The 14,361-nt window shown below is 65.6% G+C and carries 17 protein-coding genes; 6 read left to right on the forward strand and 11 right to left on the reverse strand.

What is annotated here, in order from left to right; all coding sequences use genetic code 11:
• Positions 1 to 37: 37 nt before the first annotated feature.
• Positions 38 to 970 carry a LysR family transcriptional regulator gene (locus NUW50_RS03565; RefSeq protein ID WP_258287687.1) on the reverse strand — a complete coding sequence of 311 codons (933 nt, stop codon included), beginning with the start codon at positions 968 to 970 and terminating at the stop codon, positions 38 to 40.
• 107 nt (positions 971 to 1,077) lie between these two features.
• Between NUW50_RS03565 and NUW50_RS03570 the strand changes: the two genes are divergently transcribed.
• Positions 1,078 to 1,785: an NAD(P)H-dependent oxidoreductase gene (locus NUW50_RS03570; protein ID WP_258287688.1), complete on the forward strand. Its 708-nt coding sequence runs from the start codon at positions 1,078 to 1,080 to the stop codon at positions 1,783 to 1,785.
• Positions 1,786 to 1,973: 188 nt separating this feature from the next.
• Here NUW50_RS03570 and NUW50_RS03575 read toward each other — a convergent pair whose 3' ends face one another.
• The 8 genes from NUW50_RS03575 to NUW50_RS03610 form a co-directional block, all read right to left on the reverse strand.
• Positions 1,974 to 2,894, reverse strand: coding sequence for a LysR family transcriptional regulator (locus NUW50_RS03575; protein ID WP_258287689.1), 921 nt, complete (start codon positions 2,892 to 2,894; stop codon positions 1,974 to 1,976).
• Positions 2,895 to 3,004: 110 nt separating this feature from the next.
• Complete coding sequence (gene ccmA / locus NUW50_RS03580) at positions 3,005 to 4,045, reverse strand: heme ABC exporter ATP-binding protein CcmA (RefSeq protein WP_258287690.1); 1,041 nt, start codon at positions 4,043 to 4,045, stop codon at positions 3,005 to 3,007.
• Positions 4,046 to 4,831, reverse strand: coding sequence for an ABC transporter permease (locus tag NUW50_RS03585; RefSeq protein WP_258287691.1), 786 nt, complete (start codon positions 4,829 to 4,831; stop codon positions 4,046 to 4,048). It abuts the gene before it with no gap.
• A 4-nt stretch (positions 4,832 to 4,835) separates the two neighbouring features.
• Positions 4,836 to 5,654 carry an ABC transporter permease gene (locus NUW50_RS03590; RefSeq protein WP_258287693.1) on the reverse strand — a complete coding sequence of 273 codons (819 nt, stop codon included), beginning with the start codon at positions 5,652 to 5,654 and terminating at the stop codon, positions 4,836 to 4,838.
• Between the two features lie 30 nt (positions 5,655 to 5,684).
• Positions 5,685 to 6,716, reverse strand: a complete 1,032-nt coding sequence (locus NUW50_RS03595) for an ABC transporter substrate-binding protein (protein ID WP_258287694.1) — start codon at positions 6,714 to 6,716, stop codon at positions 5,685 to 5,687.
• A gap of 80 nt (positions 6,717 to 6,796) precedes the next feature.
• The gene (locus NUW50_RS03600) at positions 6,797 to 7,273 is read right to left on the reverse strand and encodes a DUF3830 family protein (protein ID WP_258287695.1); all 477 of its coding nucleotides are present in this window, start codon (positions 7,271 to 7,273) and stop codon (positions 6,797 to 6,799) included.
• 405 nt (positions 7,274 to 7,678) lie between these two features.
• Positions 7,679 to 8,038, reverse strand: a complete 360-nt coding sequence (locus NUW50_RS03605) for a class II aldolase/adducin family protein (protein ID WP_258287696.1) — start codon at positions 8,036 to 8,038, stop codon at positions 7,679 to 7,681.
• A gap of 36 nt (positions 8,039 to 8,074) precedes the next feature.
• Complete coding sequence (locus tag NUW50_RS03610; protein ID WP_258288295.1) at positions 8,075 to 8,662, reverse strand: dihydrodipicolinate synthase family protein; 588 nt, start codon at positions 8,660 to 8,662, stop codon at positions 8,075 to 8,077.
• Between NUW50_RS03610 and NUW50_RS03615 the strand changes: the two genes are divergently transcribed.
• Complete coding sequence (locus NUW50_RS03615) at positions 8,648 to 8,827, forward strand: TRAP transporter large permease subunit (protein WP_258288296.1); 180 nt, start codon at positions 8,648 to 8,650, stop codon at positions 8,825 to 8,827. The two genes, NUW50_RS03610 and NUW50_RS03615, sit on opposite strands and share 15 nt — an antisense overlap.
• 169 nt (positions 8,828 to 8,996) lie before the next feature.
• Here the strand turns inward: NUW50_RS03615 and NUW50_RS03620 are convergent, their stop codons facing one another.
• Together NUW50_RS03620 and NUW50_RS03625 are read right to left on the reverse strand one after the other, a co-directional pair.
• Positions 8,997 to 10,154, reverse strand: a complete 1,158-nt coding sequence (locus NUW50_RS03620) for a WD40/YVTN/BNR-like repeat-containing protein (protein WP_258287697.1) — start codon at positions 10,152 to 10,154, stop codon at positions 8,997 to 8,999.
• A gap of 101 nt (positions 10,155 to 10,255) precedes the next feature.
• Entirely contained in the window at positions 10,256 to 11,185 is a 930-nt protein-coding gene (locus NUW50_RS03625) for a LysR family transcriptional regulator (RefSeq protein WP_258287698.1), read from the reverse strand.
• Between the two features lie 218 nt (positions 11,186 to 11,403).
• On the opposite strand from NUW50_RS03625, the gene NUW50_RS03630 reads away from it, so the two are divergent.
• Genes NUW50_RS03630 through NUW50_RS03645 form a run of 4 tightly spaced genes read left to right on the forward strand, consistent with a single transcriptional unit; the run spans position 11,404 to position 14,352 of the window.
• Positions 11,404 to 12,225, forward strand: a complete 822-nt coding sequence (locus tag NUW50_RS03630; RefSeq protein ID WP_258287699.1) for a transporter substrate-binding domain-containing protein — start codon at positions 11,404 to 11,406, stop codon at positions 12,223 to 12,225.
• Positions 12,218 to 13,003 (forward strand): amino acid ABC transporter ATP-binding protein, encoded by a 786-nt coding sequence (locus NUW50_RS03635; protein WP_338001343.1) that lies wholly within the window; start codon positions 12,218 to 12,220, stop codon positions 13,001 to 13,003. Before NUW50_RS03630 ends, NUW50_RS03635 begins: the two co-directional genes overlap by 8 nt.
• Positions 13,000 to 13,683 carry an amino acid ABC transporter permease gene (locus NUW50_RS03640; protein WP_258287700.1) on the forward strand — a complete coding sequence of 228 codons (684 nt, stop codon included), beginning with the start codon at positions 13,000 to 13,002 and terminating at the stop codon, positions 13,681 to 13,683. Before NUW50_RS03635 ends, NUW50_RS03640 begins: the two co-directional genes overlap by 4 nt.
• Positions 13,684 to 13,686: 3 nt before the next feature.
• Positions 13,687 to 14,352 carry an amino acid ABC transporter permease gene (locus NUW50_RS03645; RefSeq protein ID WP_258287701.1) on the forward strand — a complete coding sequence of 222 codons (666 nt, stop codon included), beginning with the start codon at positions 13,687 to 13,689 and terminating at the stop codon, positions 14,350 to 14,352.
• Positions 14,353 to 14,361: the final 9 nt, after the last annotated feature.

Consider the following 14,361-nt stretch of genomic DNA (forward strand, 5'->3'; position numbering starts at 1 on the left):
GCCGAGGATTGGCACGGGTTGCACTCGTGGTGGCGGATCACGGGGGCACGGGCAATTCCGGGCTTGCCGGATCGAATGCGACCGCCGGCCCGAGACGCTTGATCAGGAAGTCGATGAAGAGACGGGTCTTGGGGGTCAGCACGTTCGAGCGCGGATAGACCAGCCACAGCACCGACCGATCGTTCAGCCGCCAATCGGGCAGGACCTGCAAAAGCCGGCCGGAACGGATTTCATGCGCGGCGCTCCAGAGCGAGTTGATCGAAAGCCCCGCACCGGCGATGGTCGCTTCGCGCTGTGCATCGCCGTCATCCACGATGGTGCGGCAGACCATCCTGGCCGGGTCCAGCAGGGCCACTGCGCCCGAGGCATGGATCAGTTCCCGCGCACCCGCATCGCTCCAGGCGATGAACCTGTGCCCCGCGAGGTCCTGGACAGTCGCGGGTGTTCCGTGGGTCTCGAGATAGGCCGGCGAGGCGCAGAGAATCCGCTTGTCCTCTGCCAGTTTGCGGCCCCTGAGGCTGCTGTCGGTCAAGGGCGCGCTGCGCAGCGCAAGGTCGAAGCTGCCCTCGATGGCATCGAACTGCTTGTCGGACAGGCGAAGATCCAGCGTGAGATCGGGGTAGAGGGCCTGGAACTCCGGCAGAAGCGGCATGATGTGCAGCTGTGCGAAACTGCTGGGGGCGGCAAAGCGCAGGGTGCCTATCGGGCCGGTTTCCGATCCGCCAAGCGCGGCCCGGGCAGCATCCGCCTGGGCAAGGATTTCGCGTGCATAGGGCAGGAAATCCGCCCCCTCCAGCGACAGGGTCACCTTGCGGGTGGTGCGGTGCAGGAGTTCGACCTCAAGTTCGTTCTCCAGCTTCGCAAGCCGTGCGCTGGCAACCGCCGGCGCCAGGCCAAGCTCACGGCCGGCCGCGCTGATGTTGAGCCGTTCGGCCGCCATGACGAACAGGCGCAGGCTGTCGGTGTCCATTGTCATTATATCCGAAAGACGAAAACTGAACTCTGATATGCGCCAATTTTCTGCGATCTCACAAGTGATATCTGGGTCGGGACAACACCATTCCGATGGAGCCGACCATGAACGCGATCACCGATGTTACCCGGGACATTCAGGCGCAGATCCTTGATGCCTTCAATTTCCGTCATGCGACCAAGGTCTTCGATCCGACGCGAAGGATCGACGATTCCGCCTTCGAGACCATCCTCGAAGCCGGGCGTCTGTCGCCGACATCCTTCGGTCATGAGCCGTTCAGGGTGCTGGTGATCCAGACCCCGGAAAAGCGCGAGCTGTTCCGGGAGTTCTCCTGGGGTGCCAACGGCATGATGAACGGCTCCAGCGGCCAGCTGGGCACGGCCAGCCATTTCGGCATCATCCTTGCCGGCACCGCCAGGACGATGGCGGCCGGGTCGGAGTACCTGCAGAACCACTATCGCACCGTCAAGCAGTTGCCGGACGAGGTGATCGAGGGATTCAACGGTGCCTACGGCAAGTTCCAGACGGTGGATCACGGCATCACGACCGACCGCGAGATCACCGACTGGTCCGGCAAGCAGGCCTATATCGTGCTGGCCAACATGATGACGGCCGGGGCGCTCATGGGCATCGACAGCTGCCCGATCGAAGGTTTCGACATGGGCCGCACCGTCGAAACCCTGGAAAATCATTTCGGCATCGATACCACCCGGTGGAAACCGGCGGTGATGTTCGCCTTCGGCTACCGCGCCAGGGAGCCGGAATTCCCCAAGACCCGGCGCACGATGGAAGACACCGTCACCTGGTTCTGAGCGATCCGGTGCGGATGTCCCGGGGCGGCAAGATGGGCCTGCGCACGACGAAGCTCCTGTTCTGGATCATGAGCAGGACGCCGATGGGCCGGACTGCCGAAACAGCGGCCTACCCGATGGGCGGTTCCGCCAGGGCAGGGGGGCAGGCCGGGCGGCCGGGGGAGTCTCGCGGATTTCGGGGCAGGCGTCTATTCGACCCAGGCCGTTCCCGGCTCGACCTTAGCGCAGAAGTCGGCGGCGACCGTGCGGCTGGTCTCGACCACGGCACGGATCGTGTCTTGCTGGGTGAGGCCCTGATAGGATGCGATCACGGGCATCGCCGGGAAATGCTTGGTGACGTTCAGCGCGCAAAGCTTCCCGGTCTTCAGTTCGCGCCGGATCGTGACCGCAGGCAGCGCCGCCACGCCGAAGCCGTCGATCAGCAGGTTGACGATGGCATAGAGCGAGTTGCAGCTGGTCAGGTTGGCGGCCAGCAGCTTCTCGTCGTGGAAATAGGGGGCGATCATCAGAAAGGGCGGCGATGCCTTGGGGAACGAGATGATCGGGAGCCGTGCCAGGTCTCCGGGCGTGTAGCGATGGCCGGGGTCGATCAGCCGCGGCGACCCGGCCCAGATCATCTGCAGCGTGCAGGGCGAGAAACTGCGAAATCCCTCGTCAACCAGTGACTGGATCGCGAAGGCCACGTCGAAACGGTCGTTCTTCAGGCCGGCGAGCAGCGGCGCGGTGCCATCGACCGTCAGTTCGATCTGAACGCCGGGGAACTGCGCATGCAGCCTGTCGATGAGGTCCGGCATCCATGTCGCGGCCACCGTATCGATGGCCCCCAGACGCAGGGGCGCGGCCCGGACCACTGGAGAGCCGGACAGCTGGGCCGAGACCTTGTCGAGTTCGTCGAGAGCCGTCTCGAACCCTTTCAGAACCAGTTCTCCGGCATCGGTCAACCGAAACACGCCGTCGCCGCGCTCGATCAGACGGCGGCCATATTCGCGCTCGATCGCGGCGAGGCGGCTGGAGACGGCCGGCTGCGTGGTGTTCAACTCCTCCGCCGCGCGCCGGAAATTGCGGGTCCGGGTCAGCACGACAAAGGTCCGCATGTCGATTGTGCGCACCTGCGCCTCCCGTGGGACACGGGCGGTGCCTGACCTCAAGCGTCGTTCTGGCCCCGCGTCCTTTCCCGGCAATGATAGCCCTGTCGCACCCCGGCGCAAGTCGCCCTGCCTCAGCGTGCCAGCAGGCGAATCCGGTCGGGGGCGATGGTCAGGTCGACGTCCTCTCCCGGTTCGACATGGACCGAGTTCGGGGCGGTCAGGCTGATCCGCTGGCCGGCCAGATCCAGCATGTAACGGTAGCGCGCGCCAAGATAGACACGGATCGCCACCCGGGCCCTCAAGGCGCCAGCGGTCGTTGCGGGCACGATCTTCAGGTCCTCCTGCCGCAGGAGCAGCATCCTGTCGCCCCGCTGGGTCTCCTCGTCGCGCAGCGCCAGCTCTTGCCCGTCCGCCAGCCGGGCCACCGGCCCGTCCTCGACCGCGACCGGCAGCAGATTGGCGGCGCCGAGGAAGGATGAGGCAAATCCCGTCTCGGGGGCGCTGTAGATCGCATGCGGGCTGCCCTGCTGTTCGATCCGGCCGTTGTTCAGCAGCACCACGCGGTCCGACAGGGACAGGGCCTCTTCCTGATCGTGGGTGACGAAGATCGTCGTCAGGCCCAGCTGGTTGTGAATCTCCATCAGCTCGACCTGCATCTCCTCGCGCAGGCGGGCATCCAGGTTCGAAAGCGGTTCGTCCAGCAGCAGGACCTGCGGACCCGAGACGATGGCGCGTGCCAGGGCCACCCGCTGCTGCTGCCCGCCCGAGAGCTGCCGGATCATGCGATCACCCAGATGGCCGAGCTGCACGGTCTCCAGCGCCTTCTCGACCTGCGCGACCTGTTCCTCGCGGCTGCCCCGGCGCCGCATCCGCAGGGGAAAGCGCACGTTTTCGGCCACCGTCAGATGCGGCAGCAGCGCGTAGGACTGGAACATCATCGCGATGTCCCGCTTCTCCGGCGGCAGTTCGGTGACATCCCGGCCGGCGATGCTGACGCTGCCGCCGCTGACGCTTTCGAGGCCGGCAATGATGCGCAGCAAGGTGGTCTTGCCGCAGCCGGAGGCCCCGAGCAGCGAGACGAACTCGCCCGAACGGATGTCGAGGTCGATCCCGTGCAGCACCTTGGTGCGGCCGAAGGATTTTTCTATCTGGCGGAGGGTCAGGTCGGACATTCAGGTACTCGCCACGCGGTTCAGGCCAAGAAGCCGGTCAAGAAGGACAATCAGGGTCACGGTCAGAACGATCATCATGGTCGAAACCGCCGCCACGGTCGGGTCGGGCGAGAATTCGAGCTGCCCGTAGATCTGCACCGGAAGGGTGTTCAGACCCGGATTGCGCAGGAACAGGGACAGGACCGCCTCGTCGAACGAGATGTTGAAGGCAAAGAACGCCCCCGCGGCCAGCCCCGGTCGACATTGCGGCAGGACGACATGCCAGAGCCGGCGGGGCCAGCTGGCGCCCATCGTCCGTGCCGCCTCTTCCAGGAAGGGGTCGCTTTCGGCCAGCACGGCCAGCGTGGTGCGCAGCACATAGGGCAGTGCCACCACGGTATGCGCGATCCAGAGCGCCAGGAAGGAGGTGACGCCGAAGAGCGAGCTCCAGAGCATCAGCATCCCGATCGCGAAGATGATGCTGGGGATGACCAGCGGCGACAGGAAGAAGGTCTCGAGCGCCTGGCCGCCCCGGCGCCGCGACAGGGCAATCGCCGCGGCGCCGCCGATCAGCGTGGCCGACAGTGTGACCAGCGCCGCCAGCCGCAGCGAGAGCCAGAAGGCCTCGACATATTCGCGCGACCCGAGGGCGTTCCCGTACCATTTCAGCGAGAAGCCGTTCGGCGGAAAGGCGATGAACTGGCTTTCCGAGACCGAGACCCCGACCACCACCACCAGCGGCGCCAGAAGCAGCAGCGCCGCCAGGATGACGAAGATCCAGGCCAGCCAGCGAAGCCAGGTGGGCACCGCCTTAACCATGCCGCGCACCAAGGCGAAGATAGGGGATCAGGACCAGGGCAAGCCCTAGGAACAGGATCACCGATTGCGCGGCGGCGAAGTTCCAGTCCAGCGTCTGCGTTACGCTCTTGTAGATCGAGCCCGCCAGCACCTCGATCCGTGCGCCGCCCAGCAGGCTCGGGGTGATGAAGGACGAGGCCGACAGGGTGAAGACCAGCAGCGATCCGGCGACCACGCCGGGCATCGCCAGCGGCAGGACCACCCGCCTGATGGTCTGCAGGAAGCTGCAGCCCATGGTCCGCGCCGCTTCCTCCAGCCTCGGGTCGAGACGGCTGAGAACGCCAAGCATGCTGAGCACCATGAAAGGCAGCAGAACCTGGACCATGCCCAGGACGATCGCCGCCTCGGTATGCATCAGGGAAAAGCTGCGCCCGACCAGCCCCATGTCGCGCAGCGTGGTCGCCAGCGGCCCGGACCGGCCCAGCAGGACCATCCAGCCGAAGGTGCGGACCACGACCGATGTCATCAGCGGCAGGATCACCATGACGATCAGCCAGAGCCGCAGCCGGGGACCCACCCGCGAGGTGATATAGGCCAGCGGAAAGCCGATTGCGGCGGTGATCGCCGTGATGACCAGCGACATCCGGACCGTGCGCCAGAGGATCGACGGGTAGTAGCCGTCCTGAAAGAACCGGGCAAACTGCTGAAGCGTCAGCCCGTCCGGCCCCAGCACCGAGAGAACCAGCATCCGCAGGATCGGCAGGACGAATCCCAGGACCAGCAATGCCAGTCCCGGGACCAGAAACAGCCAGGCTTCCCTGCGGTCCGTCATGCGCTCTTCCTGCCGCCGCCCGTTTCAGGTTCAGCGGGCGATGGTTTTGCCCCAGGCCTCGACCCAGGCGGACCGGTTGGCCTCGATCTTGATCGGGTCGAACCGCATCAGGCCGGCGGTCGCGTCGGGCCCGTAGACGACCGAAGCGGCCACGTCATCGGCCAGCACCGTCTTCGAGTTCGTCGGCGTGTAGCGCAGCGCTTCCGAGAAGCAGGCCTGCGCCTCGGGCGACAGTTCCATGTCGATGAACTTCGACGCCAGCTCGACATTGTCGCGTCCGGCGACCAGGCTTGCGGTGATGAAGCTGGCCGGCGTGCCTTCCTCGCCCTGGACGAATTTCACGTCCAGCCCCGCCTTTTGCAGGGTATAGGCATAATCCGAGGCATAGGCGGCAAGCCAGGCGTCGTTCTGAGCGAACTCCTGCTGGATTTCCGGCGATTTCGAGACCACGATCGCCCCCTGTTCGAGCAGCTTCGACACCGCGTCGAGGCCGGGCTGGATATCATCCATCGTGCCGCCCGAGATCTGGTTCAGCATCAGCAGTCCGATCATCCCGTATCCGTTTGAGATATCGGTCAGAACCAGCCGGTCGCTGTATTCGGGGTTCAGCAGGTCGGCCCATTTGGTCGGCGCTTCGGGCATCTTGTCGGCGGCATAGACCAGCCCGACCGCGGCGATCTGGTAGGCCGGGCCTTCGCCCTTGGCGACGCCTTCCTTGGCGAAGTCATAGACATCGGCAAGGTTGGGCACCATCTCGGGGGTGATCGGCAGCAGCAGACCTTCACTGGCCCCGACGATCTCCTGCCCGCCCGAGAAGTGGATCACGTCGAACTGCGGCGCATCCTTCTGGGCGCGAAGTTGTGCGAAGGCATCGGCGGAATAGGCCGTGACGATGTTGACCTTGGCGCCCGTGGCGGCTTCGAACGGGTCGATGACGCAGGCGCGATGCGCTTCCTCATAGGCGCCGCCGAAGGAGTTGATGGTGATTTCGTCGGCCAGCGCCGGCATGGCGAAGAGGCTGATGGCGACCGAACCGAAAAGACTGCGAGTGGTGATTTGCATGGCATTTCCATTCTATGGTTTCACGGACAAAGTCGATGTCTGGGCCGCGGCGGCATGGGCGCCGTCGCGAAGCTGTCGGCTCAGGCGCAGCGACCGAGCTCGACCATCCGCTCGCCCTTGCGGCGGATGATACGGCATTGCTCGACCACGGCGTCGAAATTCTCGGTGATCCGGCCGAAGAAGTTGGGAGCGGTCCAGCCGGTCGGGCCGGCGGTGCGGGCGCCCTCGCCATAGACAAGGCCGATTTCCCAGAACTCGTCGGGGTCCATCTTGAAGTAGTTCTTCGGCTGATAGAACCACAGCAGCTCGCCCGGGGCGGGAAAGCTCGTGATGTTCTCGGGGCCGATGCTGGTCGGGTCGAAGGTCCGCGCGCTTTCGGGAAGCCCCATCATGATCTCGGGTCCGGTGTAGGACGCATGCAGCGCCGGCCACTGCACGGGCTCGTGCAATGCGCTCCAGATCGCGGCACATGTCTTCGGCGCGGTTTCCTCATAGAGAGTGATGATGCCCCGCACGTCTGAATCAAGAAATTTCAGGTAGAGTTGACGGTCTGACATGGGCATGATTCCTTGTGATATCGTCTTCAGAGCACCAGATTTTCCCGAATTCGTCCAATCCAATCGAGATATGGGAGTGAAAAGATTTCTTTATGACCTATGGAGTCGGGATGATCTCTTCTTCCCCGTGGCCCGACCCCTGTCGAGTCTGCGATGTGCCGAGGAGCGGGCACAGGTTCGGGCGCGCAGCCCGTGCGGTGATCCGCCGCATGGTCGTGGGGCAGCTGCCGGACTCGGGGCTGGTCCGCGGCACGACGGCGGCCGCGGGTCGCATCATTCACTGGTCAAGAAGACCCGGCGCATGGCCAAGGCCGGCAGGGCCTGTTTCGGTCGCAGTTCGCGGCCGATTGCTTTCGGAATTCCGCGTCTCGACCAGTTCGCCGTCGGCGGGGTCAGGTCAGGCGGTCATGAGCGGTAATCGGGTTCCAGCCGGTCCAGCTGCCGCCGGATGCTTGCCAGATGCAAATCAGCAGCCTCGGCGGCCTCGCCCATGATCTGGGCGCCGGTCTTCCGCGCGAGCTCGGCATCGATCGGAATGATCGGGCGGCCGGTGGACAGGGCCAGCACCTGCACCTCGCAGGCGCGTTCCAGATAATACAGGTCATCCCAGGCCTTGGCGATGCTGTCGGACAGGACCATCACCCCGTGATGGCGCATGAAGACGATGTCCGCAGAGCCGATGGCATTCGCGATGCGGCTGCCTTCGGTATCAAGATCGGGGCTGTTCTTGCCGCTGGCGCGGCCTGTGGGGGCGGCGGTCGTCATGATGCCTCTTTCGTATTCGAGTGGCCGTTCATCGTTTCAGGCTGATTTGAGGGGCAGGACATTCGTGGCCGACAGATCCTGGCCCGTGGCGACAGTGGTCTGGCCACCGGTCGAGAGCCATTGGAGATAGTCGGCCACCATCCGGGCCCGCAGCTGTGCCGGAGGGGTGGTCATCGGCGGCATGTGCCGCAGCCAGTTCGGGTCCTGCATCCGGTCGGCGATGATCGCCTTGGCCGACGGTATGAACGGGAAGCGCGACAGCACGGCATCGGCTTCCCGGAGGGCGGCGACGAGCGGGCGGCCCTCGTATTCGTTCCGCGCATCGACGAGATGACGCATGAAGGCCGGCACGACATTGGCCAGACCACAGACGGTACCGGCAAGGCCCAGCGGGTTCAGCTCGGGCACATCGACTTCGTTGCCGGTGAAGATCCTCAGACCGGAAAACGACAGGATATAGTCGGCCGTCACATCGGGATCGCCGCCGCTGTCCTTCACACCCGCGATGATGCCCGGGAACTTCTCGGTCAGGCGGCGGATCAGCCCCAGACTGATCTGGACGCCGCATATTTCCGGGAAGTTGTACAGATACAGCCGAAGATCGGGCTGATCACGCCGCCCTATGGCGAACTGCTGTTCCTGATCGGCGGCGTGTCGAAAATCCCGTTGTCGGAGCTGATCCGGGAAATCTGGTCCTTCATCCTGACCCTGCTGGTGGCGCTGCTGCTGATCATCCTGTTCCCCGACCTGGTCCTGGCGATCCCGCGCATGGCGGGATACTCGGGGTAGGGCGGCGGCCCGCCGCATTGCAGGCCCGCGACAAGCGCCGACAAGGGCGCCGCGCTGCGGGTTGCCGGGCCGGTCGGGATCGACGGTCAGGACATGGCGTTGCGGGCGATCAAGCTGATCGAAGAGGGGCAGGGCCGCCTGTCCCCGGACGTGGCGGCGGCCGAACGGTTCAGTGGTCGAGGACCTCCACCGCCAGGATCGTCGGCAGATGCCGCGCGATCTCGGCCCAGGTCTCGCCCTCGTCGAGGCTGGCAAAGACCGAGCCGCTGTTGGTGCCGAAATAGACCCCGGCCGGATCGCGGGCATCCCCGGCCATCGCCTGGCGCAGCACGGTGAAGAAGCAGCCGGTCTGCGGCAGTCCCTCCCGCATCGGCTGCCAGCTTGCCCCGCCATCCGTTGACCGCCAGACCGCCGCCGCGGCATCCGGCGGATAGCGTCCGGCGCTGTCCCCGTTCAGCGGAATGGTCCAGAGCCGGTCCGGGTCGCGGGGGTGGACCCGGATCGGGAACCCGAAGGTCGAGGGCAGCCCGGCCGTGATGTCCTCCCAGCTGCGGCCGCCATCGGCAGAGCGCCAGACACCGTGGTGGTTCTGCTGGTAGAGCAGGTCATCGGCGCCGGGGGCCCGCATCATGTTGTGGACGCAATGCCCGATCTCGCCGTCGCGCGGTGCCGCCGGGTGGTCGTGGCCGGCGCAGTCCCCGGCATTCGACAGCCGGTTGCGCCGTTCCCAGGTCTCGCCGCCGTCCTCGGTCGCGAAGACCCCGGCAGCCGAGATCCCGATCCAGAGCTTTCTCGGGTTCTCCGGATCGGCGACGATCGTGTGCAGCACCAGCCCGGCGGCACCGGGGGTCCAGCTGTCGGAGGAGGGATGATCGCTCAACCCCTGCACCCGGTTCCAGCTCCTGCCGCCGTCCCGGCTGGCCAGCAGGCTGGCCGGCTTGGTCCCGGCATAGAGCGTGCCATCGACCAGGCCCAGCGACCAGATCTGTGCGAACCCGTCGCCGAAGGGCAGCGGCTCGTCCTTCCAGCCGATCATCTCGGCAAAGTCGGGATCGTTGGCGGCCCAGTCGTCCATCGTTCCGCGGGTCAGCCGGGTGAGCTCCCAGCTTGCCCCGCCATCGCCGGATCGCCAGACGCCCGCGCCGTGCCAGTCCCCGCCGCCTCCGGCCCAGATCGTGCCGCTGGCAGGGTCGCCGACGACATGGTTGATCGGCCAGCCGTCGCAGAACGGTCCGGCAACCGTCCAGCCGTTGCGGTCGCTGCCGCCGGAGAGCAGGAAAGCCCCCTTGGTGGTTCCGATCAGGATCGTGAGTTTGCCGTCCGACATGGTTCGCGCTCCGTCGTTGGGCTTCCAGAATAGCATCCCGCGCCAATTCTGCACAGCACCATGCCGGCCGCCCCCCGGCCCGGGCGCGCGGCGGTGCCCGCTCAGGTGCTGACGTCGGGAACCTCGGCGCCATATTCCTGGATGGCGGTCAGGGCCGGGGACTTGCGCAGCTCGGTCAGAAAGGTGGCCTGAATCCGCTTTGCCGTTTCGCCCTTCCGGGTGATGACGCAGACCGGCACCGGCTGGCTCGGGAACAGCGGCCGGGCCGAAAGCCGGTAGCGTTCCCCGACGGTGGCGGTCAGGGAATCGACGAAGCCCACGCCCAGCCCGGCCTCGGCCATCAGGCAGGCGAGCGAGGAATAGCGCACCTCGGCGATCGCCCGGGCCCGCAGCTCGCGGGTGAGAATGTCCGAGGATATCGCGCGATCGAGACTCGAGTTCGGCTCGTAGAGAACCAGCGGTTGACCGTCCAGGTCGCGTGACGAGATCGCCGCCTTGTCTTCCAGCGGGTGGCCGGGCGGAAAGACGCAGACCATTTGCGCCATTGCCAGGGTCTCGAAGGACAGGCCCTCGCGTTCGGGCGGATTCAGGCCGAAACCGATGTCGGCCATGCGGGTCTCGACGGATTCCATCACGCCGGTGATCCGCCGCGTATCGACATGGACCCGCACCGCCGGCCGCTTCGACAGGAACTCGCGCAGCGCCTGCGGGATCAGCGCGTTGGCCAGCGGCGGCGTCCCGACGATCCTGAGATGGCCGGCCTCGCTGCGCTGGCGGGTTTCGATCCGGTGGCTGAACGCCTGGTAGAGAGCGAAGATCGACTCGCTGTCGCGGTAGATCTCGTCCGCGTCCGGCGTCGGCACCAGCCGGTTGCCCAGACGTTCGAACAGGGGAAAGCCGAGCCGCGCCTCCATCTGCCGGATCATGTTCGACACCGCCGGCTGCGAGACGTTCAGCGCCTTGGCCGCGCGCAGCGTCGTCCGGGCCCGCACCACTTCGCGGAAAGTCTCCAGCTGTCTCAACGTGAACACCGGCGTCTCCCTTTGCCCATTTCGGCTGCAGTATAATGAAATGTTATTTTGAAGGCGAAGATTTTTATAGCCAGATATATTGCGTCGCTCTCCGTCCCTGTGTTGAACTTTTGGCAGCAGGGCGCAGGTCGACTTAACCACTTCCTTCGGCAGCCCGGTTCTTCTGGGCACGGCAATGGCGCCTGCATCAACCAACAGAGGGGAATGAGATGAAGATCATGATCAGAAGCCTTGCGCTTTCGCTCGTGCTGAGCGGCGGCGCCATGGCCCAGGACAAGTATGTCGTGGCACTTGACGGGACCTTCGCTCCGCACGCGATGCCGACGATGGATGGTGGCGTCGAGGGCTTCAACGTCGACCTGGCCAACACCATCGGAGAGCGGCTCGGCACCGAGATGGAGATCGTCGCGACGCAGTTCTCGGGCATCCTGCCGGGCCTGCAGGCGGGCACCTACGACTTCGTGGTCGCCCCCACGACGATCACCGAGGAGCGCGCGGCGAACTACCTGTTCTCCGAGGGCTACCTGAACACCGACTTCCAGTTCGTGGTGAAGGCGGACGCCGACGACATTTCCGACCTGGAAGGTTTCAAGGGCAAGGTCATCGCGGTCAACAAGGGCTCGGTCTATGACAGCTGGGCGCGCGGCCTGACCGACGAGATCGGCTGGACCGTGGAAAGCTACGGCACCGCGACCGACGCGGTTCAGGCGGTGCTCTCGGGCCGCGCCGATGCCACCGTGGCCGGCAACACGGTCATGGCCTGGGCGGCCAAGCAGACCCCCGGCGTGAAGCTGAGCTATCTCTATTCGACCGGCCTGGTCTGGGGGATGCCGTTCCGCAAGGGCGACGAGGAACTGCGCGCCAAGGTCGAGGCGGTCATCGAATGCATGAAGCTCGATGGCACCATGGCCGAATTGCACAAGAAGTGGTTCGGAATCGATCCGGCCGAAGGCTCTGCCGCCGTGACGCCGCGGGCCGGCTGGGGCGAACCGGGTTTCGACGGCTATGTCGAAGACGACCATACGCCCGGCTGTGAATAAGCCGGACCAACAGAACGGCGCGACCGCCCCTGCAAAGGGGCGGCCCACGCTGGAAGTGATCGGGCTGAAGAAATCCTTCGGCACGGTCGAAGTGCTGAAGAACGTCAGCCTGAGCGTGGCGAAGTCCGAGATGGTCTTTGTCCTCGGCCGTTCCGGCTCGGGCAAGTCGACGATGCTGCGCTGCTGCAACCGGCTCGAGGAACCGGACTCGGGCGACATCCTGCTGGAAGGCGAACAGATCACCGGCCGCGGGGTCAATCTCGACAAGGTCCGCCGCCGCATCGGCATGGTGTTCCAGAGCTTCAACCTCTACCCGCATCTCGATGCGCGCCGGAACGTGACGCTGGCGCTGCGCAAGGTTCTGAAACAATCCCGCGACGAGGCCGATACCCGCGCCGCGGCGGCGCTGGCCCGGGTCGGGCTGGCCGACAAGGCAGGCAACTACCCCTCGCAACTGTCGGGCGGCCAGCAGCAGCGCGTCGCCATCGCCCGCGCCATCGCGCTGGAGCCGGCGGTGATGCTGTTCGACGAGCCGACCTCGGCGCTCGATCCGGAACTGGTCGGCGACGTTCTGGGCGTGATGCGCGAACTGAAGCAGGACGGCATGACGATGCTGGTGGTCAGCCACGAGATGGCCTTCGCCCGCGAGGCCGCCGACCGGGTCGTCTTCATGGCCGACGGACATATCGTCGAGCAGGGGCCGCCGGAGGACATCTTCACCAATCCGCAGCACGACAGCACCCGGGCCTTCCTGTCCCGCTACAGTTACGGCCAATGAGCAATCTGGACCGCTTCATCGAGACCTTCCTGAACGGGGCGGTGCTGGCGAAATACACGCCAAGCATCCTGCAGGGCGTCTGGGTGACCGTCGAACTGTCGATCCTGATCGTGATCTCTGGAACGCTGCTGGGAACCCTGCTGGCCTGTATCCGCGCCTATCGGCTGCGGCTGATATCCTTCCTGATCGTGATCTATGCCGACATCTTCCGCGCCCTGCCGCCGCTGGTGCTGATCCTGCTGGCCTATTTCGGCCTGCCCAACATCGGCCTCTCGCTGTCGAGCTTCACCGTTCTCTTCGTGATCCTCGGCCTGACGCTGGGCGCCTTCGCGGAAGAGATCATCTGGGCCGGCATCACCTCGACCGACAAGGGCCAGTGGGAGGCCGCCCGCTCGACCGGGCTCGGCTTCACCCGGACGCTGATCCATGTCGTGCTGCCCCAGGCGGTGCGCATGGTCATCCCGCCGCTGACCAACCGGGCCATCGCGATCACCAAGATGACCGCGCTCGGCACGGTGATCGGGGTGCCGGACATCCTCAACCAGGCCACCACGGCGCAGAGCTTTTCCGGCAACGCCTCGCCGCTGACCCTGGCCGCCATGGCCTATGTGCTGCTGTTCCTGCCCTTCGTGATCCTGTCACGCTGGCTCGAAAGCCGGTTCTCCTGGAAGAAGAACTGACCCATGGACCAGCTCATTCAGCAATTCTTCAACATCGACATCATGATGCGGGCCTGGCCCACGATCATGCGCGGCCTCGGCGTGACGCTGCTGATCTGCTGCGCGGTGATCCCGCTGGGCCTGGCGGGCGGGCTGATCGCGGCGCTGGCATCGACGGCGCGGTCGCGCTGGCTGCGCTGGCCGGCGGTGGCGCTGGTGGACCTGTTCCGGGCGATCCCGCCGCTGGTCCTGCTGATCTTCGTCTATGCCGGCCTGCCGTTCACCGGCATTCAGCTGTCGCCCTTCGTGGCGGTGACGGTCGCCTTCCTGCTGAACAACTCGGCCTATTACGGCGAGGTGTTCCGCGCCGGGCTGATCTCGATCGGCAAGGGCCAGGCCGAGGCCGCGCGCTCCACCGGTCTCACGCAGCGCCAGACGCTGGTCCACGTGATCCTGCCGCAGGCGATCCGCAACGTGTTGCCCGACCTGATCTCGAACACCGTCGAGGTGGTGAAACTGACCTCGCTCGCCTCGGTCGTGTCGCTTGGCGAACTGCTTCATGCCGCCGATCTTGCGCGATCGGTGACCTACAATGCCTCGCCGCTGACGCTGGCGGCGGGGGTCTATCTTGTCCTCATCTGGCCCGTGGTCCGGCTGCTCAGCCGCTACCAGCGCCGGATATCTGTCTGAAAGGGTAAA

Source organism: Frigidibacter sp. ROC022, assembly GCF_024723735.1.
Taxonomy (GTDB): domain Bacteria; phylum Pseudomonadota; class Alphaproteobacteria; order Rhodobacterales; family Rhodobacteraceae; genus SLM-1.

Coding starts and splice junctions, on each gene's coding strand:
- NUW50_RS03565 (WP_258287687.1), bottom strand. CDS start 970: ATGGACACCGACAGCCTGCGCCTGTTCGTCATGGCGGCCGAACGGCTC.
- NUW50_RS03570 (WP_258287688.1), top strand. CDS start 1,078: ATGAACGCGATCACCGATGTTACCCGGGACATTCAGGCGCAGATCCTT.
- ccmA (WP_258287690.1), bottom strand. CDS start 4,045: ATGTCCGACCTGACCCTCCGCCAGATAGAAAAATCCTTCGGCCGCACC.
- NUW50_RS03590 (WP_258287693.1), bottom strand. CDS start 5,654: ATGACGGACCGCAGGGAAGCCTGGCTGTTTCTGGTCCCGGGACTGGCA.
- NUW50_RS03595 (WP_258287694.1), bottom strand. CDS start 6,716: ATGCAAATCACCACTCGCAGTCTTTTCGGTTCGGTCGCCATCAGCCTC.
- NUW50_RS03600 (WP_258287695.1), bottom strand. CDS start 7,273: ATGTCAGACCGTCAACTCTACCTGAAATTTCTTGATTCAGACGTGCGG.
- NUW50_RS03605 (WP_258287696.1), bottom strand. CDS start 8,038: ATGACGACCGCCGCCCCCACAGGCCGCGCCAGCGGCAAGAACAGCCCC.
- NUW50_RS03620 (WP_258287697.1), bottom strand. CDS start 10,154: ATGTCGGACGGCAAACTCACGATCCTGATCGGAACCACCAAGGGGGCT.
- NUW50_RS03630 (WP_258287699.1), top strand. CDS start 11,404: ATGATCAGAAGCCTTGCGCTTTCGCTCGTGCTGAGCGGCGGCGCCATG.
- NUW50_RS03640 (WP_258287700.1), top strand. CDS start 13,000: ATGAGCAATCTGGACCGCTTCATCGAGACCTTCCTGAACGGGGCGGTG.
- NUW50_RS03645 (WP_258287701.1), top strand. CDS start 13,687: ATGGACCAGCTCATTCAGCAATTCTTCAACATCGACATCATGATGCGG.